The following is a 25,325-nucleotide window of genomic DNA, read 5'->3' on the forward strand; positions in this document are numbered from 1 at the left end:
TCCGCCCCGCCCGCCCCCACCCCCCCCGGGGGGGCCCCGGGCGCGGGGGGGGGGCAATGTTGTTTATACTCCCCCCTTTTTGGGGGGGGGGGGGGGGGGGGCCCCGCCCCCCCCCCGGGGGCCCGGGGAACTGCGCGCCCAGCCCCCGCCGGCCCGCAGTTCCCCACCGCAGCAGCCCGGAGAGTCGGTTCCCGGGCGAAGCCCTACGCGTAGAACCGCGACAGACTCTGCAGCACGGCGGCCGGCTTGGTGCCGCCCTCGATCTCGATGGTCCCCTCCACGGCGATCTGCACCCCGCCCGGCACCACCTCGACCTCCGCCAGCCGGGCGGCCAGGCGGATACGGGAGCCGGCCTTCACCGGGGACGGGAAACGCACCTTGTTCAGGCCGTAGTTGACCTTCGTGGTGACGCCCCGGACGTCCAGCAGCTCGGTGAAGAGGGGGATGAACAACGACAACGTGAGATAGCCGTGGGCGATCGGGGCGCCGAAGGGGCCCTCGGCCGCGCGCCCGGGGTCGACGTGGATCCACTGGTGGTCGCCGGTCGCGTCGGCGAAGGTGTCGATGCGGTCCTGGGTGACCTCGATCCACGCGCTGGTGCCCAGGTCGCTGCCCGCGAGCTTCTTCAGTTCGTCGAGGCCGTTGACGGTGACGCTCATGTCGATGTCCTTGGCTATGAGTTGGCGGAGCCGTAGCGTTTGCGCACACGGGACTTGAGGAGCTTTCCGGAGGCGGTGCGCGGGAGTTCGTCCGCGAGCACCACCGATTTCGGAAGCTTGTACTTGGCGAGCCGGCCGGACAGGGAGGCCAGCACCTCGTCGGGGTCGAGGGCGGCGCCCTCGCGGGGGACGACCACCGCACGCGGCACCTCGCCCCACTTGTCGTCCGGCACGCCGATGACCGCGCACTCCACGATGTCGGGGTGGGCGAGGAGCAGGTCCTCGATCTCGGCGGGGTAGATGTTCTCGCCACCGGAGATGATCATGTCCTTGAGGCGGTCGACGATGTAGACGTAACCGTCCTCGTCGACCCGGGCCGCGTCCCCGCTGCGGAACCAGCCGTCCGCGAAGGTGGCCGCCGTCTCCTCCGGCAAGCCCCAGTAGCCAGGCATGACATGGGGGCCGCGGACCACGACCTCGCCGGGTTCGTCGACGTCGACCGGGGTCAGGTCGGGCCGTACCACCCGTACGTCGCTGAAGAAGTGCGGCACGCCCGCCGAGCCCGCCTTGCCGATCGCGTGCTCGGCGTCGAGGAAGAGGGTGCCGGGCGAGGCCTCGGTCATGCCGTAGCCCTGGAGGAAGGTCAGCCCGCGTTCCTGGTAGGCCGCGATCAGCGGGGTCGGGACCGGGGAGCCGCCGCAGGTGAGGATGCGCAGGGAGGAGAGGTCGGCGGCCTGCCAGCGCGGGTGGCGGGCCACCTGGTCGAACATCGTCGGCACCCCGAACATGAAGGTGATCCGGTGTTCCTCGATCAGGTCGAGGGTCGCCTCCGGGTCGAAGGCCGCCACCAGGACACAGGTACCGCCCTTCAGGAGGACCGGCAGGGTGAGCATGTTGAGGCCCGCTGTGTGGAACAACGGGGCCGAGACCAGGGCGCGTTCGTCGGCGATCAGGTCGGTGTCGACCAGGACGTTGACCGCGTTCCAGGTCAGGTTGGCGTGCGTGAGCATCGCGCCCTTGGGGCGGCCGGTCGTCCCCGAGGTGTACATGATGACGCAGGTGTCGTCGGGGGTGACGGGCTCGTCGATCGGGTCGTCCACCGCCGCCGCCAGCAACTCCTCGTACTCGGGGCCGACTTCGACGTATGTCCGGACGTCGGTGGTGCCGGGCAGGCCCGCGACGAGACCGGCGTGCGAGGGGCCGTACAGCAGGACCCTGGCGCCGGAGTCGGCGAGCTGGTAGGCGATCTCGGGGCCGGTCAGGCGGGTGTTGAGCGGGACGAAGACCGCGCCGAGGGTACCGGCCGCGAAGAGGGTTTCCAGGTGGGCGGGGTGGTTGGGGCCGAGGTAGGCGACGCGGTCGCCGCGGCGGACGCCCCGGGCGCGCAGGGCGTGCGCGAGGCGGGTGGTGCGCGTGTACAACGTGCGGTAGTCGGTGGCCTGTTCACCGTGTACCAGCGCGGTGCGGTGCGGGGTCTTGCGGGCCCGGCGTGCGGGCCACGACCCCAGTCCCTCGTTGCGCATCTCGGCCCCTTACGGCTTGGTCAGCCCGAGCAGACGGGCGGCGTTCTCCTTGAGGATCTTCGGCCGGACCTCGTCCTTGACCGGCAGCTTCGCGAAGTCGGCGAGCCACCGGTCGGGGGTGAGGACGGGGAAGTCGGAGCCGAACAGCACCTTGTCCTTGAGCAGCGTGTTGGCGTACTGCACCAGCTGCGGCGGGAAGTACTTCGGCGACCAGCCGGACAGGTCGATGTGCACGCCCGGCTTGTGGGTGGCGACCGCAAGGGCCTCGTCCTGCCAGGGGAAGGACGGATGCGCCAGAATGATCTTCAGGTGCGGGAAGTCGGCCGCCACGTCGTCCACGTGCAGCGGGTTGGAGTACTTCAGCCTGATCCCGCCGCCGCCCGGGACGCCGGCGCCGATGCCGGTCTGGCCGGTGTGGAAGAGGGCGATGGTACCCGTCTCCTCGATCACCTCGTAAAGGCCGTACGCCACCGCGCGGTCGTCGGGGAAGAAGCCCTGGATGCTGGGGTGGAACTTGAAGCCCTTCACGCCGTACTCCTCGACCAGGCGGCGGGCCTGCCGGACCCCCGCCTTGCCGCGGAAGGGGTCGACGGAGGCGAAGGGGATCAGGACGTCCGCGTTGGCGGCGGCGGCCTCGGCGACCTCCTCGTTGGGGACGGGCGCGGTGCCGGTCGCGGACTCGGCGTCCACCGTGAAGATCACGGCGGCCATGTTCCGCTCACGGTAGTAGGCGGCGGTCTCCTCGATGGTCGGCTTCCGCTTGCCCTCGACCTTGAAGTAGGCGGAGGAGGCGTCGTGCAGGTCGTCGTCCAGGGAGGAGTGGCCCTTGGCGGAGACCTCTGCGTGGGTGTGGACGTCGATCGCCGTGAGTGCCTCGATGTCCATCATGCCTCCGGGAGCCTGGGCGCCGGGATACCGACCGTCTGGAGCTCGGCGCCGACCGAGGTGGGGAAGGCGTCGGCCAGGGCCTCCGGGGTCCAGCCGCCGTCGGCGTAGGCCGCCCGGATCTCCTGCGGGTGCGACCACAGTGCCACCTTGTCGCCGCCGATGCCGATGGCCTGGCCGGTGATGGAGCGGGCGGCCGCGGAGGCGAGGAAGGGGACGACGGCCGCGCAGTCCTCGGGGGTGCCGAAGCCCTCGCCCTTGCGCAGGAGGTCCGGCAGCGGTTCGCCGGTCTTCATGGCCTCGACGTAGGGGGCGAAGGCGGGGATGGTCTCGGTCATCGCGGTGGCGGCCACCGGGACGATCGCGTTGACCGTGATGTTCGCCCGGCCCAGCTCCATCGACCAGGTGCGGGCCATGGCGGCGATGCCGGCCTTGGCGGCGGCGTAGTTGGTCTGACCGAAGTTGCCGCGCTGGCCGGCCGGGGAGCCGACCAGGATCAGGGTGCCGCCCTCGCCCTGCTCGCGCATCCGGACGGCGGCGGCGCGGGCGCAGGTGAAGGTGCCCCTGAGGTGGGTGGTGAGCACCGCGTCGAAGTCGTCGTCGGTCATCTTCCACAGCACCTTGTCGCGGAGGATGCCCGCGTTGGTGACCAGGACGTCGAGCCGCCCGAACTCCGCCACGGCCCGGGCGACCAGCCGGTCCGCAGCCTCGCTCGTGCCGACCGGGACCACCTCGGCGACGGCGGTGCCGCCGGCCTCGGTGATGGACTTCACGGCCTGCTCGGCGACGGCCTCGTCCACGTCGTTGACGACCACACAGGCGCCGTGGGCGGCGAGTGCGTGGGCGTAGGCGAGGCCGAGGCCCCGGCCGCTGCCGGTGACGACGGCGGCCTTGCCGGTGAGATCGATGCTGGGCACGGGCGATGTCCCTTCGGGTACGACGGGTACGACGGGTGCGGCTTGCGGGTACGACAGGTGCGGCTTGCAGGTACGACGGGTGCGGCTTCTCGGGTGCGGCGGGTGCGGCTTCGAGATCGAAGCTAGGAGCAATAATTGTTGTCGTCAATAGTTGTTGCACATCCACGAGTGCGCCATGCTGGAATCTGCGCCACAGACCGCCCCGCCGCCGGGGCCCGGACCAGGGAGACGGCCATCACCCGCCAGCACACCGAGAACCCGACCTCGATCGACGCGGATGAGCCGTGGATGCGCGGGCTGCACGCGGACACGGGCTACCTGCTGTACCGCCTGGGCCTGCGCTCGGGGCAGCTCTTCAACACGTTCCTGCAGGAGTCGGGGGTGCGGCTGCGCCACTACGCGGTGCTGCGTTTCCTCGCCACCTCGCAGGGCGCGCTCCAGCGGGAGCTGAGCACCCGGCTCGGCTACGACCCGAGCGCGATCGTCGGCCTGGTCGACGACCTGGAGAAGCTGGGCTTCGCCGAGCGGCGCCCCTCCCCCGACGACCGCCGCAGCCGGATCGTCGTCCTCACCGAGGCCGGCGGTGCCTTCCTGCGGGACACCGACGAAGCGGGCCAGCGGGTCACCAACGATCTGCTGGGCCCGCTCGACCCCACCGAGCGCCGGGCGCTCCACGCACTGCTGCTGCGCGTCGCCGACCGGCCATGACCGCCGCCGCCCGCTCCGCACCCGACCGGCTGCTGTCGGTGCTGGCCGCGTTCGACCACGGGCATCCGGCGCTCAGCCTGAGCGGCATCAGCCACCGGGCCGGGCTCTCCCTGACCACCGCGCACCGCCTGGTCGGCGCGCTCACCGCGTGGGGCGCGCTGGAGCGGGACGCCGACGGTTTCTACCATGTGGGGCTGCGGCTCTGGGAGCTGGCCGCGCTGGCACCCCGTGGGCTGGCGCTGCGTCAGGTCGCGCTGCCGTATCTGGAGGACCTGTACGAAGCGACCCATGAGAACGTGCAGTTGGCCGTGCGGGACGGATCCGAGGTCGTCTACATCGAGTGGCTGTCGGGACGTTCGGCGGTGGGGGTGCACATCCGGGTGGGCGCCCGCTGGCCGCTGCACGCGACGGGGGTGGGCCTGGCCCTGCTCGCGCACGAGCCCTCCGGGTTCCAACAGGATTACTGCGCGGGCCCGTTGGATGCCTTCACCCCGTACACCATCACGGATCCGGGCCGGTTGCGGCGCTCGTTGGCCGAGGTGCGGCGCACCGGGGTCGCGGTGAGCAGCCGTCAGGTGACCGACGACGCGCTGTCGGTGGCGGCTCCGGTGCGCGGAGCGGCGGGGCAGGTGGTCTCGGCCGTCTCGGTGGTGGTGCCCCGGGCCGACGCCCAGGTACCGGCGCTGGTCCCGGCGGTACGCCTGGCGGCCCGTGGCATCTCCCGGGCCCTGGGCTGGCGGCCGGAACGCCCGGAACAGGCCGGGTAGCGGTGCCCGTTCCCGGCTCGTCGCGGTGGGTGCGGAGCAAGCCGAGCGCGGGTCCGGAGATCAGGTCGGGGGCGCAGACCTCCTGGGCGCCGCCCTTGTCGGCCGGGATCTCCTCGCGGGTGCCGTTGACCACAGGTACTCGGGGAAGCGGTCGTAGGCCCGGGTGAAGCCGACGGCGAGGGTGTCCAGGCGCGCGTCCCCGCCGGTCGTCCGGCGGGGACGGGCACAGGTGCCGTCGGCTCAGGCGGGCAGCGCCGCGCGCAATCGCCGGTCGCGGGGCGCCGGTTTGCGGTCGAGCCGGGCGTCCAGCAGACGCCGGGCGGCGTCGCAGCGGCCGCCCGCGACCAGGGCGTACAGCAACGTCTCCGCCACCACCTCCCGTTGGGCCGCGCTGCCGCCGACCCTGCGCAGCACCGGCAGCAGGGCGTCGAGCCCCCGGGCCGCCTCGTGGAAGCGCTCCTCGACGAGGTCGGCGAAGGCCTCGCACAGCGGCGCGATCACCTCCCGCTGCACCGGGTCGGCGGCGGCCGCGTGGTCGCGCAGCCTGCGCAGCGCGGGCAGGTCGCCGGCGGCGGTGAGGGCGATGGCCACGTGCAGCGCGGTGAACGCGGTCGCGGGCCGCTCCAGCACCTCCCGGGCCACCGAGTCCAGGACGTCCGCCGCCGGCAGGTCCCCGTCCCAGCTGTCGCTGAGCCGGGCCCGCCACAGCAGCGAACCGGAGTCCACCAGCGCCCGCACCCCGCGCACCCGGCCCGGCGCGAGCTGGGCGAACCAGCGGCGGCGGACGGCGGCCGGGTCGTCGAGGGCGAGTTCGTGCAGGGCGATGTGCCAGGAGAAGTGCGCCCGGTGCACCGCGCCCCGTCCGCGCCCGGACACCCAGCCGTCGAGCCAGTCCCGGCCCGCCTCGTGCGCCCCGGACTCGTAGTGGACGTGGGCCAGGGCGTGCACCGCATGCCCGGAGGCGGGCTCGGCGGCCAGCGCGCGGTGGGCCAGCTCCCCCGCCTCGTGCAGCCGGCCCTGCTCCTGGCGCAGGAAGGCCAGCAGCGAGGTGTGGAACCAGTGCCCGTCGTAGGCGGGCGAGGTCAGGTCGAGCAGTCGCAGGGCGTCGTCGTCCTGGAGATCGCTCACCCCGGAGAACGCGATGGTGGGCACGGCGGCCGCGAGCGCCAGCGCGTCCCCCGGGTGCTCCCGCAGATGCCGTACGAGCGCCGCGTCCCCGTCGTCGCCGGTCACCCGGCGGGTGACCACGTCCACGAATGACCGTTCGCGTTCGTCGGCGCGCTCGCGGGCCGAGCGCTGGGCGTCGGCGAGGGCGCGGGGCACGTCGACGGCGGCGGCGCACTCGTGGCCCAGCAGGGCGAGGGCCGCGTGGCCGAGGGCGAAGCCGGGGTCGAGGGCGACCGCGCGGGCGACGGCGTCCTCGGCGCCGGAGCGCACCTTGAGGACCCGGTCGAGACCGCTGCGGTAGGCGGCGGCCGCCTCGGCGTGGGTGGACAGCGGCAGTCCGTGGCCGTCGAGGGGACGCCGGGAGGCCCGCCTGCGCCCGGGCAACGGCAGCAGCCGCTGGGCCAGCTCGACGGCCTGGACGCGGATCTCCGGGATCGCCGTGGTCTCCCACAGCTCGCCGCGGCGCGGGGCGCCAAGCGTGAACAGGGACCCCGCGGCGCGGCCTTGGGCGTCGAGGAGCAGTCCGTCGTGGGTGGCCGCGCCCATGCCGAGCGGTCCGGGGACGGCGAGCCCGGCGGTGAACAGGGCCTGCCACAACGGCTCGTCCAGACGGCGGCCGGGTCCGGTGCAGTCCACCACCCAACCGACGTGCACCACGTGGCCGTTGGACAGTTCGACAGCGAGAGGGCCGGACTCGCCGGCCGTGACGCGGGCGACGGTGCCGGTGTGGACGTGCAGGCGGCGTGCGGTGCGGGCGCGGGAGACGTGTTCCGCGGTGGCGGGGGCCATCCGGTGGCGGTGGGTGTTCCACAGGGCGCCCTCGCGGGCCAGGAACTCCTCGCGCTCCTGGGGGGAGAGGCTGCGCCACAGCCGTGCGGTGTGCGGGCGGAGGCTGTCCAGGCCCGGGCGCCAGTCGCCGTGGGTGCGTACCGAGCGGCTCACCTGGCGGTAGACCGCGCGGCGCAGCCGGCCCAGCGAGGTGTCGTCGAGGCCCTCCGGGGCGGGCATGGCGCCGGCCGGGCCCAGGGCGTGCGGCTGGGGCAGCAGCCCGCTGCGGGACAGGGCGTGCACGGCACGGCCGGGGCGGTCGAGGGTGAGGGCGAGGTCGACGGCGGTCAGACCGGTGCCGACCAGCAGGACGTCCTCGGGGCTGTCCTGTACGGGGTCCAGGGCACCCGGCGCCCACGGGGTGCCGACGAACCGGTCCGAGGCGCGCAGGGCGGGTGGGGCCCAGCCGCCGGTGGCCCCGGCGGGACCGGTGGCCAGGACGGCGCTGTCCGCCAGCAGGGGTCCCCCGGCGGCGAGGTGGAATTCCACCCGGCCGTCGGGGGTGCCGGTACAGGACTCCGCTCGGGTGCGCAGCCGGCGGACCGCGACCGTTCCGTGGGCGCGGACGAGGGCTTGGCCGAGGGTGTCGGCGAGGTAGGCGCCGTAGCGGTAGCGGGTGGCGAAGTCGGCGCCGGTGACGGTGGGTTCGCCGTGCCGGCACAGCCAGCGCAGGAAGTGCCCGGGGTCGTCCGGGTAGGCGCTCATGTTGCCGGCGGGCACGTTGAGGCGGTGCCGGGGGTCGCGAGTGGCGTAGGCGGTGCCGCGGCCCGCCTCCGGGGCCGGGTCGATCAGGACGAGGTCGAGAGGGGTCCGGCGGCGGTGCGCCGTCTCGCAGAGCTGGACGGCGGTGAGAGTGCCCGCCGCTCCGGCTCCCACGATGGCCACGCTCTGCCGCTTGCGGACGTCGGTCACGGAATACCTCCGGCGGGGGATCGGCGTACTGCTTCTTCACTATTCCGATCGGATAGGTGGGGAAGCCATCCCGGGAGGGGGATCTCACCGGAAACTCAGGCCGCCGGTCGGGCGTTCATACTCTGTTCACGAACGGAGCCGCGGACAACCGGGGTTCCGGTCGACTCGTTCCGGCTCCGCAGGGCGACGCCCGGAGCTCCTCATCGGAATCTCAGGGATCACCCCCGCGATTCAAAGGAACCACCCATACAACCGACGCAGGATGCCCTGACACAGGTGGACAAGTCAGGAAGGCGTGTCGTGGGCGTCCAGCACATATCGAACGGGTCCGGTCGGCAGTCGCGGAGGTGGTCCCGGCGCGGACTCCTCGCCGCTCTCGGCGCGGTGCCCGCGGGGGCCGCGCTGGCCGGATGCAGTTCCTCGGCGGACGCCTCGGCCGCCGCCGACGGCAAGGGCGCGACGCCCTCGGCCAAGTCCGCGGCCAAGAAGGCCACGATCACGGTCACCCCTGTCTCCGGCACCACGAAGGCCGCCTTCACCAGCCCGGTCGAGGTCACGGTGACCGATGGCAAGCTGGCCTCCGTGACGGTCGCGGGCAACGACGGCTCGACGCTGTCGGGCACCTTCGACGACGCGAAGACGAAATGGACGTCGGCGAAGAACCCGTACTCCGGCACGAAGTACACGGTGACGGCAAAGGCGCAGGGCGCGACCGACGAGACGGTGGCCACCTTCACCACGAAGTCCCCGGGTGAGACCTTTCTCGGCTACTTCACGCCGGAGGCGGACTCCACGTCCGGTGTCGGCATGCCGGTGTCGATCAACTTCACGCACGCGGTCGCGGACCGGGCGGCGGTCCAGAAGGCGATCACGGTGACGGCCGAGCCGGAGGTCGAGGTCGCCGGGCACTGGTTCAGTGACACCCGGCTCGATTTCCGCCCGGAGACGTACTGGGCGGCCGGCACGAAGATCACCCTCAGTCTGCGGCTGAAGGACGTCGAGGGCACGGACGGTGTCTACGGCACCCAGTCGAAGGACGTCACCTTCCACATCGGCCGGGAGCAGATCTCCACGGTCGACCTGTCCACCAAGCAGATGGTGGTCAAGCGGGACGGCGCCACGTACGCCGGTTACCCGGTCTCCGGCGGCGACTCCGACCACACCACCTGGTCCGGGATCATGGTGATCAGCGAGCGGTTCAAGCAGACCCGGATGGAGTCCTCCACGGTCGGCCTCGGCGACGAGTACGACATCTCCGACGTCCCGCACGCCCAGCGCCTGACCACCTCCGGCACCTTCGTGCACGGCAACTACTGGGCGTCCACCTCGGTGTTCGGCAGCCAGAACACCAGCCACGGCTGTGTCGGCCTGCACGACGCCAAGGGCGCGAGCGACTCCTCGGTGGCCGGCTACAAGTTCTACGAGAGCTCGATGCTCGGCGACGTGGTGATCGTGAAGAACTCCGGCGAGAAGACCGTCGAGGCCTCCAACGGCCTCAACGGCTGGAACCTGTCCTGGTCGGACTGGAAGGCCGGCAGCGCGGTCTGATCCGCAGGCGCCTTCACCGCCTGAACTCCGTTGGGAAACAAGGAGATTCTTTGTTTTAACTCTTGACGACCGCAGGCACGGAGAGCACATTGGGCCCACTTTGAGAGCGCTCTCAACAACGTCTTCCGGCGCTCTCGGAGGCATCCCGCGCACCCCCACTCCGTACCCGAGAGGCACCCCATGAGTGAAACCTCCGGTATACCCCTTGCGGATCACAGACGGCGGCGCTCCCTCCGCCGCGCCCTCGTCGCCGTACTCGCCACGATCGGTCTGGCGGCCGCGGCCGCCACGACCGCCACCCTCCCCGCCAGCGCCTCCGCACCCGGTGCGCCGTCCGGCTGGAGCCAGGTCTTCCTCGACGACTTCAACGGCACCGCCGGCACCGGCGTCAACACCTCCAACTGGCAGTACGACACCGGGATCTCGTACCCGGGCGGCGCGGCCAACTGGGGCACCGGCGAGGTCGAGACGATGACCTCGTCCACCAACAACGTCGCGCTCGACGGCAACGGCAATCTGCTGATCACCCCGCGCCGCGACGCGTCGGGCAACTGGACGTCGGGCCGGATCGAGACCACCCGCACCGACTTCCAGCCCCCGGCCGGCGGCAAGCTGCGCGTCGAGGCGCGGCTGCAGATGCCCAATGTCACCGGCACGGCGGCGCAAGGGTACTGGCCCGCGTTCTGGATGCTCGGCTCGCCGTTCCGCGGCAACTACCAGAACTGGCCGTCCGTCGGCGAGCTGGACATCATGGAGAACGTGCAAGGCCTGAACACCACGTGGGCCACCATGCACTGCGGCACGAGCCCGGGCGGTCCGTGCAACGAGACCACCGGTCTCGGCAACTCCACCTCCTGCCCCAACTCCACCTGCCAGTCCGGCTTCCACACCTACACGATGGAGTGGGACCGCTCGGTGAGCCCCGAGGCGATCCGCTTCTACGTCGACGGCGTCAACTACCAGACGGTGACGGCCAATCAGGTCGATGCCACGACCTGGTCCAACGCCACCAACCACGGCTTCTTCGTCATCCTGAACGTGGCGATGGGCGGCGGCTTCCCGGGCGCGTTCGGCGGTGGCCCCTACAGCACCACCGAGCCGGGCCACCCGATGGCCGTCGACTATGTGCAGGTGCTCCAGTCCAGCGGCAGCGGTGGCGGCACCACGCCCCCGCCGTCCGGCAACCGGGACGCCTACAGCGCCGTCCAGGCGGAGTCGTACGACAGCCAGTCCGGCGTGACCGCCGAGACGACGACCGACACGGGCGGCGGCCAGGACATCGGTTACGTCGCCAACGGCGACTGGGCGCTGTACAAGGGCGTCAACTTCGGCTCGTCGGCGGCCACTCAGTTCAACGCGCGAGTCGCGAGCGGCGCCGCGAGCGGAGTCAGCGGGCTGGTGGAGGTCCGCCTCGACAGCCGCAGCAACGCACCCATCGGCAGTTTCGCGGTGGGCAACACCGGCGGCTGGCAGACCTGGAAGACGGTCCCGGCCAACATCGGCGCGGTGACCGGCACCCACGACGTCTACCTGACCTTCAGCAGCGGCCAGCCGGCGGACTTCGTGAACGTGAACTGGTTCGACTTCGGTCACTGACAGGGGAGTCGAGCACGCGGCGCCGGGGGTTTCCTCCGGCGCCGTCGCCGTGTCAGCGCAGTTCCGCCCGGAAGGCCACCGGGGTCTGGCCCGTGTGCAGGTGGAAGAACTTGGAGAAGTTCGCCGCGTCCGGGAAGCCGACCGCCGCGCCCACCCGGCCGATCGGGAGGTCCGTGTGGGCCAGCAGGCGTTTGGCCTCCAGGACGACCCGCTTGTCGATGAAGCCCTTCGGGGTCTCCCCGGTGGCGGCGCGGACCGCGCGGACCAGGGTGCGGCGGGAGTAACCGAGGGCGTCGGCGTAGGCGCTGACACTGTGGTTGGTGGCGAAGTCCTCCTCCACCGCGTCCCGGAACAGGGTGAAAGTCGTATCGGCCTGGCGGCGGGCCGCCTCCGCCGAGCTGGCCGCGAGATGCGCGAGCCGCAGCAGGAGCGCGGTGAGCGAGTGCCGCAGGACCGAGGTGTGCAGGCTGAGGGGGAGGGTCTCGTCGTCCTCGTACTCGCGTTGCAGGTTGGCGAGCGACGCCCGCAACGCGGTGAGCTGGGGTGCGTCGGGGCGGAGCAGCGGCGGCAGGTCGTAGCGGTAGAGGCCGGTCGCCTCCACGATCGCCCTCGGCAGGAAGCCGGGCTGCATGGTCAGGACGCTTCCGCGGTACTCGCAGGTCCGCGAGAAGCGGTGCACCTGTCCGGGCCGGATCCACAGCAGGTCACCGGCGTGTGCCTCGTACTCGGCGAAGTCGATCATGTGGCGGACGGGGCCCTCGGTGAAGAGCATGACCACGTGGAAGTCGATGCGGTGGACGCGTTCCAGGGGGGCGTCGGCGTGCCACATACGCTCGGTCCCCATCGGGCCGACCTGTATGCCGACACCGCCGACGCTCAGATCCACCGGGAAGGGGAAGGTTCTGATTCCGTCACCGTCGCCTGCCCCTTCGGGCGTTCTGTCCGCCATGTCCTTCTCGTGCCGTCCCTGTCGAAGATCCGTGTCCCACTTTCACCACAGGCTGACACACTCCAACCTTCCTTCCCAAAAGTCAGACTTTTAGTTTTGAACGCGTCAGGCCAGCCAGAACGCTTCTAACGAGGACTTCTTGAAGATGAGCACGCAGACATCAGACGGCTTCGAGTGGACCGACCTGGACCGGCGTGCCGTGGACACCGCGCGCCTGCTCGCGGCCGACGCCGTGCAGCAGGTCGGCAACGGGCACCCCGGCACCGCGATGAGCCTGGCCCCGGCCGCGTACACGATCTTCCAGAAGGTGATGCGCCACGACCCGGCCGACCCGGAGTGGACCGGCCGGGACCGTTTCGTCCTCTCCCCCGGCCACACCTCGCTGACCCTCTACACCCAGCTGTTCCTCGCCGGGTACGAGCTGGAGCTGAACGACCTCAAGGCCTTCCGGACGCATGGGTCGAAGACGCCGGGCCACCCGGAGTACGGCCACACGGCCGGTGTCGAGACCACCACAGGACCGCTCGGCCAGGGCGTCGCCAACGCGGTCGGCATGGCGATGGCCGCCCGCTACGAGCGCGGCCTCTTCGACCCGGAGGCCCCCGAGGGCACCTCCCCCTTCGACCACACGATCTGGGCGATCGTCTCCGACGGAGACCTGGAGGAGGGCGTCTCCGCCGAGGCCTCCTCGATGGCCGGCCACCAGAAGCTCGGCAACCTGGTCTTCCTCTACGACGACAACCACATCTCCATCGAGGGCGACACCGCGACCGCGTTCTCGGAGGACGTGCTGGGTCGGTACGAGGCCTACGGCTGGCACACCCAGCGCATCGAGCCCACCGCCGAGGGTGACGTCGACGTTCACGCCTTGTACGCGGCCCTGAAGACGGCCCAGGCGGAGACCGAGCGACCGTCGATCATCGCGATGCGCACGATCATCGCCTGGCCCGCGCCGAACGCGCGGAACACCGAGGCCTCCCACGGCTCCGCGCTCGGCGCGGACGAGGTCGCCGCCACCAAGCGCGTCCTCGGCTTCGACCCGGAGCGGACCTTCGAGGTCGCCAACGAGGTACTGGCCCACACCCGCCGGGCGCTCGACCGGGGCGCCGAGGCGCACGCCGCCTGGGACAAGCGGATCGCCGAGTGGCGCACCGCCCGGCCGGAGCAGGCGCGGCTCTTCGACCGGGTCGTCGCCGGCCAGCTCCCCGAGGGCTGGGAGTCCGAGATCCCCGTCTTCGAGGAGGGCAGGTCCGTCGCCACCCGGGCCGCCTCCGGCAAGGTCCTCCAGGCGCTCGGTCCGGTGCTGCCCGAGCTGTGGGGCGGCTCCGCCGACCTCGCGGGCTCCAACAACACCACCATCGACAAGACCTCCTCCTTCCTGCCGGAGGGCAACCCGCTGCCCGAGGCCGACCCGTACGGCCGTACCGTCCACTTCGGGATCCGCGAGTTCTCGATGGCCGCCGAGATGAACGGCATCGCGCTGCACGGCAACACACGGATCTACGGCGGCACCTTCCTGGTGTTCTCCGACTACATGCGCAACGCCGTCCGCATGGCCGCGCTCATGCAGCTCCCGGTGACCTACGTCTGGACGCACGACTCGATCGGCCTCGGCGAGGACGGCCCCACCCACCAGCCGGTCGAGCACCTCGCCGCGCTGCGCGCCATCCCGGGCCTGAACGTCGTCCGCCCGGCCGACGCCAACGAGACCGCGACGGCCTGGGCCGAGATCCTGAAGAGGCACGCCACGCACCCCGCCCCGCACGGGCTCGCGCTGACCCGCCAGGGCGTGCCGACGTACGCGCCGAACCCGGACGCGGCCAAGGGCGGCTACGTGCTGCGCGAGTCGTCCACCGAGACCCCGGAGGTGATCGTCATCGCCACCGGTTCCGAGGTCCACCTCGCCGTCGAGGCGCGGGACCTCCTGGAGGCCGAGGGGGTCGGCACCCGGGTGGTGTCGATGCCTTCCGTGGAGTGGTTCGAGGAGCAGCCCCGCGAGTACCGCGAGAGCGTCCTGCCGCCGGCCGTGAAGGCGCGGGTCGCCGTCGAGGCCGGGATCGGCCTGACCTGGTACCGGTTCGTCGGCGACGCCGGCCGGATCGTCTCCCTGGAGCACTTCGGTGCCTCCGCCGACGCCAAGACCCTGTTCGCCGAGTTCGGCTTCACCGCCGGGCACGTGGCCGCCGCGGCCCGCGAGTCGCGCGCCGCCGCCCGTACCGCCTGATCCGCCCGACAGAAGCACCGGCAGCAGTACCAGAAGAGCCAGAAGAGTTCCGGTAGAGGAAGATGATCACTGTGACCGAAGCAACCGCCACCGCGGGAGCACTGAAGAACCTGTCCGACGAGGGCGTCTCGATCTGGCTGGACGACCTGTCGCGCAAGCGGATCAGCACCGGCAACCTGGCCGAGCTCGTCGCGACGAAGAACGTCGTCGGCGTCACCACCAACCCCTCGATCTTCCAGGCCGCCATCGGCTCGGGCGAGGGGTACGAGGAGCAGCTGGCCGACCTCGCCGTTCGGGGTGTCACGGTCGACGAGGCCGTCCGCATGATGACCACGCAGGACGTGCGCGCCGCCGCGGACGTACTGCGCCCCGTGTACGACGCGACGGACGGCCGGGACGGCCGGGTCTCCATCGAGGTCGACCCCCGGCTGGCCCACGACACCACGGCCACGGTCGCCGAGGCCAAGCAGCTCGCCTGGCTGGTCGACCGCCCCAACGTCATGATCAAGATCCCGGCGACGAAGGCCGGTCTCCCGGCGATCACCGAGGTCATCGGCCTCGGCATCAGCGTCAACGTCACGCTGATCTTCTCGCTGGATCGCTACCGCGAGGTCATGGCCGCGTACTTGGCCGGCCTGGAGCGGGCCGCCGCCAAGGGCCTGGACCTCTCCACGATCCACTCGGTGGCCTCCTTCTTCGTCTCCCGCGTCGACGCCGAGATCGACAAGCGGCTGACCGTCCTCGGCACGGACGAGGCGCTCGCCCTCAAGGGCAGGGCCGCGCTGGCGAACGCGCGGCTGGCCTACGAGGCCTACGAGCAGGCCTTCGCCACTGACCGCTGGACCGCCCTGGAGTCCGCCGGCGCGAACCGGCAGCGCCCGCTGTGGGCCTCCACCGGCGTGAAGGACCCGTCGTACAAGGACACCCTCTACGTCGACGAGCTGGTCGCGCCAGGCACGGTCAACACCATGCCGGAGGCGACGCTCGACGCCACCGCCGACCACGGCGACGTCCGCGGTGACACGGTGACCGGCGGCTACGACCGGGCCCGCGCCGACCTGGCGGCCGTCGAGCGGCTCGGCATCTCCTACGACGAGGTCGTGGGCAAGCTGGAGGACGAGGGCGTCGCCAAGTTCGAGGTGGCCTGGCAGGAGCTGCTGGACGCCGTCACGAAGTCCTTGAACAGCAAGGGAGTTGACGCGTAATGAGCAAGACGGAAAAGGAGGTGCGGGTGCCGGTGGCGCCCGCCGCCGACTGGGACAACCCGTTGCGGGACGCACGCGACCGGCGGCTGCCGATGGTCGCCGGGCCGTCCGGCCTGGTCATCTTCGGTGTCACCGGTGACCTGTCCCGCAAGAAGCTGATGCCGGCCGTCTACGACCTGGCCAACCGGGGTCTGCTGCCGCCGGGCTTCTCGCTCGTCGGCTTCGCCCGCCGGGACTGGGAGGACCAGGACTTCGCCCAGGTCGTCCACGACGCGGTGCGCGAGCACGCCCGGACCCCGTTCCGCGAGGAGGTCTGGCAGCAGCTCGCCGAGGGCATGCGCTTCATCCCTGGCGACTTCGACGACGACACCGCGTTCAAGCAGTTGAAGGCCGCGGTCGACGAGCTGGACGGCTCCCGGGGCACCGGCGGCAACTTCGCCTTCTACCTCTCCGTGCCGCCGAAGTTCTTCCCGAAGGTCGTGCAGCAGCTGAAGAAGGTCGGCCTGGCCACCCCGCCGGCCGGGTCCTGGCGGCGGGCGGTCATCGAGAAGCCGTTCGGCCACGACCTGGCGTCGGCGCAGGACCTCAACCGGGTCGTGCACGACGTGTTCGACCCGGACCAGGTGTTCCGGATCGACCACTACCTGGGCAAGGAGACCGTCCAGAACATCCTGGCGCTGCGCTTCGCCAACCAGATGTACGAGCCGATCTGGAACCGCTCCTACGTCGACCACGTGCAGATCACGATGGCCGAGGACATCGGCATCGGCGGCCGGGCGGGGTACTACGACGGCATCGGGTCGGCCCGTGACGTCATCCAGAACCACCTGCTCCAGCTGATGGCGCTGACCGCCATGGAGGAGCCGATCGCGTTCGACGCGGACGCGCTGCTCACCGAGAAGCTGAAGGTCCTGAAGTCGGTGCGGCTGCCCGAGGACCTGGGCAGGCACACCGTGCGCGGCCAGTACGCCGAGGCCTGGCAGGGCGGCGAGAAGGTGATCGGCTACCTCCAGGAGGACGGTATCGACCCCAAGTCGAAGACCGACACCTACGCCGCGGTCAAGGTCGAGATCGACAACCGCCGCTGGGCGGGCGTCCCCTTCTACCTGCGCACCGGCAAGCGGCTCGGCCGCCGCGTCACCGAGATCGCCGTCGTCTTCCAGCGGGCTCCGCACTCCCCCTTCGACTCGACGGCCACCGAGGAACTCGGCGCGAACGCGATCGTCATCCGCGTCCAGCCCGACGAGGGCATGACCGTCCGGTTCGGCTCCAAGGTGCCGGGCACGTCCATGGAGATCCGGGACGTGACGATGGACTTCGCGTACGGCGAGTCGTTCACGGAGTCCAGCCCCGAGGCGTACGAGCGGCTCATCCTGGATGTGCTGCTCGGTGACGCCAATTTGTTCCCCCGTCACCAGGAAGTGGAAGAGTCCTGGAAGATCCTCGACCCGATCGAGACGTACTGGGCGAAGCATGGCAAGCCCGCGCAGTACGAGTCGGGCAGCTGGGGACCGAAGGAAGCCGACGAGATGCTCGCACGAGACGGACGGAGCTGGCGCAGGCCATGAAGATCGACCTGACCGACACCACGGCAAGCAAGATCAACAAGGCGCTGGTGCAGGGCCGCCGCGCCATCGGAACCCCTGCGGTGGGCATGGTCCTGACGATGGTGATCGTCACGGACGAGGAGAACGCCTACGACTCGATCAAGGCGGCCGAGGAGGCCTCGCACGAGCACCCCTCGCGCACCCTGGTCGTCATCAAGCGGCACGCCCGCACCCTGCGCGACCGCACCACCTCCCGCCTCGACGCGGAGGTCCGGGTGGGCTCCGAGGCCGGCACCGGCGAGACGGTCGTGCTGCGCACGTACGGCGAAGTCTCCGACCACGCCGACTCGGTGGTGCTGCCGCTGCTGCTGCCGGACGCCCCGGTCGTCGTGTGGTGGCCGGTGGAGGCCCCGGACAACCCGTCCAAGGACCCGCTCGGCGCCCTCGCCCAGCGCCGGATCACCGACCTGTACGCCGTCGAACGGCCGATGGAGGTCCTGGACGCCCGCGGCCGCAACTACGCGCCCGGCGACACCGACCTCGCCTGGACCCGGCTCACCCTGTGGCGGTCCATGCTGGCCGCCGCCCTCGACCAGGCCCGGGTCGCCGTGACCTCGGCGGCCGTCGAGGCCGAGGCGGACAACCCCAGCGCCGAACTCCTCGCCCGCTGGCTGGAGGCCCGCCTGGGCGTCAAGGTGAACCGCGTGGTCTCCCCCGGCCCGGTCGTCACCGCCGTCCGGCTCGGCACCGCGACCGGCGAGATCGTCATCGACCGCCCCGAGGGCCCGCTGGCCACCCTGACCCTGCCGGGCCAGCCGCCGCGCACCCTCGCGCTGAAGGTCCGCGCCACCTCCGAACTGATCGCCGAGGAGCTGCGCCGCCTCGACGCCGACGAGATGTACGCCATCGCCCTGCGCGGCGAGGGCACCAAGGAGACCGCTTCCGATGTCTGACACCCCCCGGCTCACCCGGCGGCCCGAGTGGGCCGCCCTGGAGGACCACCGCGCCCAGGGACAGCCGGTCCTGCGTGAGCTGTTCGCGACGGACCCGGCACGCGCCGAGCGGTACGTCGTACGGGTCGGCGACCTGTACATCGACTACAGCAAGCACCTGATCACGGACGAGACCCTCGCCCTGCTCCAGGAACTGGCCACCGCCACCGACGTGTTCGGGCTCCGGGACGCCATGTTCCGCGGCGAGAAGATCAACATCACCGAGCAGCGGGCGGTCCTGCACACCGCGCTGCGCGCCCCGCGTGACGCGGTGGTCGAGGTCGACGGCGAGAACGTGGTGCCGGCCGTGCACGCGGTCCTGGACAAGATGGGCGACTTCGCCGCTCGGGTCCGCTCCGGCGAGTGGACCGGCCACACCGGCAAGCGCATCAGGAACGTCGTCAACATCGGCATCGGCGGCTCCGACCTGGGCCCGGCGATGGCCTACGAGGCCCTGCGGGCCTTCACGGAACGGGAGTTGACGTTCCGATTCGTCTCCAACGTGGACGGCGCCGACCTGCACGAGGCGACCCGTGACCTGGACCCGGCGGAGACCCTGTTCATCGTCGCCTCGAAGACGTTCACGACGATCGAGACGATCACCAACGCGACCTCGGCGCGCACGTGGCTGCTGGATGGCCTGGATGGCGACGAAAAGGCGGTGGCGAAGCACTTCGTCGCCCTCTCCACGAACGGCGAGAAGGTCACCGACTTCGGTATCGACCCGGACAACATGTTCGAGTTCTGGGACTGGGTCGGCGGCCGCTACTCCTACGACTCCGCCATCGGCCTCTCCCTGATGATCGCGATCGGCCCGGACCGCTTCCGTGAGATGCTCGACGGCTTCCACCTGGTCGACGAGCACTTCCGCACCGCCCCCGCCGAGGCCAACGCACCCCTGCTGCTCGGCCTGTTGGGCATCTGGTACGGCAACTTCTTCGACGCCCAGTCGCACGCGGTGCTGCCGTACTCGCACTATCTCTCCAAGTTCACCGCCTACCTGCAGCAGCTGGACATGGAGTCCAACGGCAAGTCGGTGGACCGGGAGGGGCGTCCGGTGGACTGGCAGACGGGTCCCGTGGTGTGGGGCACGCCCGGCACCAACGGGCAGCACGCCTATTACCAGTTGATCCACCAGGGCACGAAGCTGATCCCGGCGGACTTCATCGGCTTCGCCGAGCCGGTCGCCGAGCTGAGCGGTGAACTCAAGGCGCAGCACGACCTGTTGATGGCGAACTTCTTCGCCCAGACCCAGGCGCTGGCCTTCGGCAAGACCGCCGAGGAGGTCCGTGCGGAGGGCGTCGCGGAGGAGCAGGTCGCGCACCGCACCTTCCAGGGCAACCACCCGACCACGACGGTCCTGGCCCGTGAGCTGACCCCGTCCGTGCTCGGCCAGCTGATCGCGCTGTACGAGCACAAGGTGTTCGTCCAGGGCGCCGTGTGGAACATCGACTCCTTCGACCAGTGGGGCGTGGAGCTCGGCAAGGTCCTCGCCAAGCGCATCGAGCCCGCCCTGACCGAAGGCGCCGATGTGCCCGGCCTCGACCCGTCCACCTCCGCTCTCGTCTCCACGTACCGCACGTTTAGGAAGTGAACTGACATGCAGCTCGGACTCATCGGCCTCGGCAAGATGGGCGGCAACATGCGCGAGCGGATCCGCCGCGCGGGCCACACCGTCATCGGCTACGACCGCAACCCGGACGTCTCCGACGTCAAGAGCCTTGCGGAACTGGTCGACAAACTCGACGCCCCGCGCACGATCTGGGTGATGGTCCCGGCCGGCACCGCCACCCAGGGTGTCGTCGACGAGCTCAAGGACCTGCTGTCCGACGGCGACACCGTGGTCGACGGCGGCAACTCCCGCTGGACGGACGACGAGAAGCACGCCGCCGAGCTGGGCATCAAGGGCATCGGCTTCGTCGACGCCGGTGTCTCCGGCGGTGTGTGGGGCCTGCAGAACGGCTACGCCCTGATGGTCGGCGGCGACAAGGAGCACGTCGAGCGGTTGAAGCCGATCTTCGACGCGCTCAAGCCGGAGGGCCCCTACGGCTACGTGCACGCGGGCCGGGTCGGCGCCGGGCACTTCTCCAAGATGGTCCACAACGGCATCGAGTACGCCATGATGCAGGCGTATGCGGAGGGCTGGGAGCTTCTTGAGAAGGTCAAGTCGGTGGACAACGTCCGTGAGGTCTTCCGCTCCTGGCAGGACGGCACCGTCATCCGCTCCTGGCTGCTCGACCTCGCGGTCAACGCCCTGGACGACGACGAGCACCTGGACAAGCTGAAGGGCTTCGCCCAGGACTCCGGCGAGGGCCGTTGGACCGTCGAGGCGGCCATCGACAACGCGGTGCCGCTGCCGGCGATCACCGCCTCCCTGTTCGCGCGGTTCGCGTCCCGCCAGGACGACTCCCCGCAGATGAAGATGATCGCGGCCCTGCGCAACCAGTTCGGCGGCCACGCGGTCGAGTCCACGAAGGAGTGACCGACGGTGGGGGACCTCCTTCTGGTCCGCCACGGTGAGACGGAGTGGAGCCTGTCGGGACAGCACACCAGCTGGACCGACCTGCCCCTCACCCGGCACGGCGAGGAACAGGCCAAGTCCCTCGCCCCGCTGCTCACCGAGCGAACCTATGCACTGGTGCTGGCCAGCCCGCTGAACCGCGCGATACGCACGGCCGAGCTGGCGGGCCTCACCGGGGTCGTACCAGACCCCGACCTGCACGAATGGGACTACGGCGGCTACGAGGGCATCACCACGGTGGAAATCCACCGCTCCCGCCCCGACTGGTACCTGTGGACCGACGGCGTGCCCCCGGGCCCGGCGGGCCACCCCGGCGAGTCGCCCAAGGAGATCGGGGCCCGGGCCGACCGGGTGCTCGCCACGGTGGACAAGGCCCTCGCGGGCGACGACGGCGATGTGGTCCTCGTGGCCCACGCCCACTTCCTGCGGGTGCTCACCGCCCGCCGTCTGGGGCTGCCGCCCGCCGAGGGCCGGCTGTTCCAGCTGGCGACCGGGACGGTCAGCCGGTTGTCCATGGAGCACGGGTGGCCCGTGATCGCCGAGTGGAACAAGACGCCGTAAGCGACCTCGTGACGGCCCGCCAGTAGCAACCGGCGGGCCGTTTCGAGGTGTTGGACCACCCCCGGCAACACCCGCCGTTTGCGCCGAGGCCCGGGCCAGGGCGTCGCGAGTTTCTACGGCCCCTTTCCTAACCCCTTGTCGAAAGTCCGGCGAAGCCCATAGCCTTGCGCCGCGCCGGTGCCGTCGTACGACCGGGCCCGGTCGGGACGGGATGGGAGGGGCAGCCGCGTGAAGCGCACATCACGTGACATCCGCACCGTGAACCGCTATGAGGTGCTGCGCCAGATCATCGCCCAGTCCCCCACCTCCCGGCAGACGCTGGCCGCCGCCACCGGACTGAGCGTCGCCACGGTCGCCACGCTCGTCGGTGAGCTCCTCGACCTGCGGATGATCACGGAGGTCGGTTTCGAGGACTCCGCGGGGGGCCGCCCCCGGGGGCTGATGGCCGTCAACACGGCGGGCGGCGCGCTGATCGGCGTCGACATGGCGGAGACATACGTCCGGGTCGAGCTCTTCGACCTGGGGCTGAACGTGCTGGCCCGCGCGGTGGAGGACATGCGTCCCGGGGAGAGCCGGCCCGAGCAGGCGATCGGCCATGTCGCCACGGCCGTCGGCTCGGTGGTGGCGCAGGCCGGGGTCGAGGGCGCGCGGGTGCTGGGCGTCGGGGTGAGCGTGCCGGGCCAGGTCGACCGGGACACCGGGATCGCCGAGTACGCGCCCAACTGGAACTGGCACGAGGTGCCGTTGCTGGATCTGCTGTCCGAGCACATCGCCTACCCGCTGTACCTCGACAACCCGTTGCGGGCGAGCGCGGTGGCCGAGCTGTGGTTCGGGGCCGCACGCGGACACGAGAACGCCGTGGTGGTGAACCTCGGGACCGGGGTGGGCGCCGGGCTGGTCCTGGGCGGCGGGCTCTACCGGGGGGTGAGCAACAGCGCCGGGGAGTGGGGGCACACGACGCTCGTGCTGGACGGGCGGCTGTGCCACTGCGGCAACCACGGCTGTGTCGAGACGTACGTCGGCGCTCCCGGCATCATGCTCAACCTGCGCGAACTGAGCCCGCGCAGCACGCTGTTGCACCCCGAGGACCAGACGGCGACCATCGACGCCCTGGCCCACGGGGCCGGTGTGGGCGATCCGGTGGCCGTCAAGGTCGTCCGCGACACGGCCCGTTACCTGGGCGCGGGCATCTCGGACCTGGTGAACCTGTTCAACCCCGAGGTGGTCGTGCTCAGCAGCTGGGTCGCCAAGAAGCTGGGCACACCGCTCCTCGACGAAGTGCGCGAGGCCGTCCGCCGGCATGCGCTGAGGCGGCCCTTCGCCGCCACCGAGATCGTCCTGTCCCCCGTCCCCACCGATCCGGTGTGCCTCGGCGCGGCCACGTTCGCGCTGGAGGGCGCCCTGCAGTCGGTGGGACAGCGGACCCCCAGACGCACCACCCCGGCAAGGAGCCGTACCGCACCGCCTTCATGACGACGGAAGGACGCCCTTTTGACCCGCATGACACGTATGACGCGTATGAAGAGATCCGCCCTCGCCGCGACCACGGCCACGGCCGCACTGACCGTGACGGGGGCCCTGATGAGCTCCCCGCTCGCGAACGCGGCCGGGACCGCCGGCACCGCCGTAACGGCTTCGGCGGAGGTCTCCCCGCACGCCGCCCAGACCGTTGACGACATCGGCGCCTCGGGCGCCTGGTGGGTCAACGACCTCCAGCACTTCTCCCCCAAGGTCCAGGCCAGGGTGGCGGCCAGTACAGCAAGTTCGTCAGGCCGGGCTCGGTCGCGCACAACGTGACCGGGGCGCCGGACGGGGTCGAGGTCTCGGCGTACGACAAGGACGGCAAGTGGGTGGTGGTGGTCAACAACCAGAACACCACCGACACCCCGCTGAGTCTGCACTTCAACGGCAAGACGCCGAAACGGGCGAGGGAGGCGGTACGGACCTCGGCCACCGAGGACTGGGCCGACGTAGCGAAACCGTCGGTGAGCGCGGGCACGGTCTCCGCGACACTCGCGGCCCGCTCGATCACGACGTACGTCTTCGACCAGAAGGGCCACGGCAGTTCGGCGGTCACCGGCGCACTGGCGGGCAAGCAGTCCGGCAAGTGCCTGACGGCGGACGCCTCCGGGGCCACGATCGCCACCTGCACGGGCACGGCGGACCAGTCCTGGTCGTACGACGCGAAGGGCACCCTGAAGGGCCCGAACGGCTATCTGACGGCCGACGGCGGCAAGGTGATCCTCTACAGCTGCAACAGCGGCACCAACGAGGTCTGGACCAGGCAGTAACCGCACCTCACCGCCCCGACCGAGAGCCGCCGGCCACCCCCTGACCCCGGCGGCCCCCAACTCACCCTGCTTTACCACCTGTTCGTCATCCCGAACCGGGTGCAACGTTTCACGCAGACTTCGTCCAACCTCTTGCCGAAGTATTAGCCGAAGGTTAACGTCCCGCACCGCAGCGCAATTCCAGCCATCTAGCTTCCGGGGTTCCCCACGGCCGTAGAGCCGCAGCCGCACTCGACAGACAAGGACGTCAGCATGTCGGCACTCAGCAACAACAACTGGTCCCGCCGGTCCCTCTTCCGGGCGGCGGCGGGTATGGCCGCGGCCGGCACGCTGGCCGCGTGCGGCGGCAACAACGGGCGGGGCGGGGGCTCCGGGTCGGGCAAGCACCTCACGCAGATGTTCCACGCCTACGGCGAAGCGGGCACGGAGCAGGCGATCAAGCGGTACGCCGCCGCCTACAAGGACGCCGACGTCACCACGCAGTGGATCACCAGCTCCGACTACGAGAGCAAGCTCTTCGCCACGCTGCTCACCAAGAGCGCCCCCGACCTGTTCGAGTTCCACCCGCAGATCCAGATGGTCAAGAGCGGGCAGGTCGCCGACCTGAGCGACCTCATCGACCCCGTCAAGGACGACTTCAACCCGGCCGACATCAAGTCGCACACGGTCGACGGGAAGATATACGGCGTCCGGATGATCGACGACCCGCAGTTCTTCTTCTACCGGCCGTCGCTCTTCGAGAAGGCGGGCGTCAAGGTCCCGGAGACCCTCGACGAGCTGATCGAGGCCGCGGCCAAGCTCACCACCGGCAAGACAAAGGGCCTGTACCTGGGCAACGACCTGCACGCGATCATCAGCCCGCTGATCTGGTCCGCCGGTGCCGACACGCTCAACGACAAGAACGAGATCGCCTACCACACGGACGGCGTCGTCGAGGGCCTGAAGAAGCTGCGCAAGCTGTTCACCAGCGGCGACCTGCTCCTCGGCGCCCCGACCGACTTCTGGGACCCGTCCTCGCTCAACCAGGGCCTGTGTGCCATCCAGTTCTGCGGTATGTGGGCGATGCCGCAGTTCCAGAAGGCGCTCGGCGACGACCTCGGGATCTTCCCCTTCCCGAAGACCATCGACTCCGGCAAGCAGTCCGTCTACAACGGCGGCTGGTCGATGTTCGTCAACGCCAAGGGCGACAACGTCGACGCGGCCAAGGAGTACGTGAAGTGGCTGTGGATCGACCAGAAGAAGTACCAGGAGGACTGGGCGACCTCGTACGGCTTCCACATCCCGCCGCGCACCTCGATCGCCGCCACGGCCACCAAGCTCAAGTCGGGCCTGCCCGCGGAGGGCGTGAAGCTCTTCAACGAGTTCGGGCACTTCGACAACATCGGCTGGACCCAGGCGATGATCCAGGGCACGTGGGACCTCCTCTCCAACTGCGTCCGCAAGGACGGTGACCCCGAGAAGGCGCTCGACCAGTGCGACAAGACCGTCAACCGCGAGCTGAAGAAGCTCTTCGGATAAGCCGGCG

The 25,325-nt window shown here is 70.8% G+C and carries 20 protein-coding genes and 1 pseudogene; 15 read left to right on the plus strand and 6 right to left on the minus strand.

The features are described 5' to 3' along the window. Positions 1-203: 203 nt before the first annotated feature. From ACWGJB_RS02715 to ACWGJB_RS02730, 4 genes are read right to left on the minus strand one after another with little or no spacing between them, the layout of a single operon-like run. Positions 204-659 (minus strand): MaoC family dehydratase, encoded by a 456-nt coding sequence (locus ACWGJB_RS02715; RefSeq protein ID WP_453378457.1) that lies wholly within the window; start codon positions 657-659, stop codon positions 204-206. A gap of 14 nt (positions 660-673) precedes the next feature. Continuing rightward, positions 674-2,182, minus strand: coding sequence for an o-succinylbenzoate--CoA ligase (menE, locus tag ACWGJB_RS02720; protein WP_453378458.1), 1,509 nt, complete (start codon positions 2,180-2,182; stop codon positions 674-676). Between the two features lie 9 nt (positions 2,183-2,191). After that, positions 2,192-3,067 (minus strand): amidohydrolase family protein, encoded by an 876-nt coding sequence (locus ACWGJB_RS02725; RefSeq protein ID WP_362573186.1) that lies wholly within the window; start codon positions 3,065-3,067, stop codon positions 2,192-2,194. Beyond that, the gene (locus ACWGJB_RS02730; RefSeq protein ID WP_453378459.1) at positions 3,067-3,984 is read right to left on the minus strand and encodes an SDR family NAD(P)-dependent oxidoreductase; all 918 of its coding nucleotides are present in this window, start codon (positions 3,982-3,984) and stop codon (positions 3,067-3,069) included. Before ACWGJB_RS02730 ends, ACWGJB_RS02725 begins: the two co-directional genes overlap by 1 nt. Before the next feature lie 288 nt (positions 3,985-4,272). Here ACWGJB_RS02730 and ACWGJB_RS02735 point away from each other — a divergent pair, with 288 nt between their 5' ends. Then, positions 4,273-4,692, plus strand: coding sequence for a MarR family winged helix-turn-helix transcriptional regulator (locus ACWGJB_RS02735; protein WP_453378592.1), 420 nt, complete (start codon positions 4,273-4,275; stop codon positions 4,690-4,692). Then, on the plus strand, positions 4,689-5,459 hold the full coding sequence (locus ACWGJB_RS02740; RefSeq protein ID WP_453378460.1) for an IclR family transcriptional regulator: 771 nt from the start codon (positions 4,689-4,691) through the stop codon (positions 5,457-5,459). The genes ACWGJB_RS02735 and ACWGJB_RS02740 overlap by 4 nt, the downstream gene beginning before the upstream one ends. A gap of 240 nt (positions 5,460-5,699) precedes the next feature. Here ACWGJB_RS02740 and ACWGJB_RS02745 read toward each other — a convergent pair whose 3' ends face one another. Beyond that, entirely contained in the window at positions 5,700-8,366 is a 2,667-nt protein-coding gene (locus tag ACWGJB_RS02745) for an FAD/NAD(P)-binding protein (RefSeq protein WP_453378461.1), read from the minus strand. Positions 8,367-8,666: 300 nt separating this feature from the next. Here ACWGJB_RS02745 and ACWGJB_RS02750 point away from each other — a divergent pair, with 300 nt between their 5' ends. Then, positions 8,667-9,914 carry a L,D-transpeptidase gene (locus tag ACWGJB_RS02750; protein ID WP_453378593.1) on the plus strand — a complete coding sequence of 416 codons (1,248 nt, stop codon included), beginning with the start codon at positions 8,667-8,669 and terminating at the stop codon, positions 9,912-9,914. A 180-nt stretch (positions 9,915-10,094) separates the two neighbouring features. Further along, entirely contained in the window at positions 10,095-11,510 is a 1,416-nt protein-coding gene (locus tag ACWGJB_RS02755; protein WP_453378462.1) for a glycoside hydrolase family 16 protein, read from the plus strand. A gap of 52 nt (positions 11,511-11,562) precedes the next feature. Here the strand turns inward: ACWGJB_RS02755 and ACWGJB_RS02760 are convergent, their stop codons facing one another. Then, on the minus strand, positions 11,563-12,459 hold the full coding sequence (locus ACWGJB_RS02760) for a helix-turn-helix domain-containing protein (protein WP_453378463.1): 897 nt from the start codon (positions 12,457-12,459) through the stop codon (positions 11,563-11,565). A 145-nt stretch (positions 12,460-12,604) separates the two neighbouring features. On the opposite strand from ACWGJB_RS02760, the gene tkt reads away from it, so the two are divergent. From tkt to ACWGJB_RS02815, 11 genes and pseudogenes are all read left to right on the plus strand, one after another. Next, positions 12,605-14,683 (plus strand): transketolase, encoded by a 2,079-nt coding sequence (tkt, locus tag ACWGJB_RS02765; protein ID WP_453378464.1) that lies wholly within the window; start codon positions 12,605-12,607, stop codon positions 14,681-14,683. Positions 14,684-14,745: 62 nt separating this feature from the next. Next, complete coding sequence (gene tal, locus ACWGJB_RS02770; protein WP_453378465.1) at positions 14,746-15,888, plus strand: transaldolase; 1,143 nt, start codon at positions 14,746-14,748, stop codon at positions 15,886-15,888. Next, a complete protein-coding gene (gene zwf / locus ACWGJB_RS02775) occupies positions 15,888-17,456 on the plus strand; it encodes a glucose-6-phosphate dehydrogenase (protein ID WP_453378466.1) in 1,569 nt (522 codons plus the stop codon). Before tal ends, zwf begins: the two co-directional genes overlap by 1 nt. Next, positions 17,453-18,388: a glucose-6-phosphate dehydrogenase assembly protein OpcA gene (gene opcA, locus ACWGJB_RS02780; RefSeq protein ID WP_453378467.1), complete on the plus strand. Its 936-nt coding sequence runs from the start codon at positions 17,453-17,455 to the stop codon at positions 18,386-18,388. The genes zwf and opcA overlap by 4 nt, the downstream gene beginning before the upstream one ends. Next, entirely contained in the window at positions 18,381-20,021 is a 1,641-nt protein-coding gene (pgi, locus tag ACWGJB_RS02785; protein ID WP_453378468.1) for a glucose-6-phosphate isomerase, read from the plus strand. The genes opcA and pgi overlap by 8 nt, the downstream gene beginning before the upstream one ends. Positions 20,022-20,027: 6 nt before the next feature. After that, complete coding sequence (gnd, locus tag ACWGJB_RS02790) at positions 20,028-20,909, plus strand: phosphogluconate dehydrogenase (NAD(+)-dependent, decarboxylating) (RefSeq protein ID WP_453378469.1); 882 nt, start codon at positions 20,028-20,030, stop codon at positions 20,907-20,909. A 6-nt stretch (positions 20,910-20,915) separates the two neighbouring features. Beyond that, positions 20,916-21,509 carry a histidine phosphatase family protein gene (locus ACWGJB_RS02795; protein WP_453378470.1) on the plus strand — a complete coding sequence of 198 codons (594 nt, stop codon included), beginning with the start codon at positions 20,916-20,918 and terminating at the stop codon, positions 21,507-21,509. A 228-nt stretch (positions 21,510-21,737) separates the two neighbouring features. Then, the gene (locus tag ACWGJB_RS02800; protein WP_453378471.1) at positions 21,738-22,982 is read left to right on the plus strand and encodes an ROK family protein; all 1,245 of its coding nucleotides are present in this window, start codon (positions 21,738-21,740) and stop codon (positions 22,980-22,982) included. 36 nt (positions 22,983-23,018) lie between these two features. Continuing rightward, positions 23,019-23,306: a hypothetical protein gene (locus ACWGJB_RS02805; RefSeq protein ID WP_453378595.1), complete on the plus strand. Its 288-nt coding sequence runs from the start codon at positions 23,019-23,021 to the stop codon at positions 23,304-23,306. Further along, positions 23,258-23,800 (plus strand): annotated as a pseudogene (locus ACWGJB_RS02810) (ricin-type beta-trefoil lectin domain protein); the annotation flags it as partial. The gene ACWGJB_RS02805 and the pseudogene ACWGJB_RS02810, both read left to right, overlap by 49 nt. A gap of 252 nt (positions 23,801-24,052) precedes the next feature. After that, the gene (locus ACWGJB_RS02815) at positions 24,053-25,318 is read left to right on the plus strand and encodes an ABC transporter substrate-binding protein (RefSeq protein WP_453378472.1); all 1,266 of its coding nucleotides are present in this window, start codon (positions 24,053-24,055) and stop codon (positions 25,316-25,318) included. Positions 25,319-25,325 lie beyond the last annotated feature (7 nt).

The organism is Streptomyces sp. NPDC054813 (assembly GCF_053611365.1).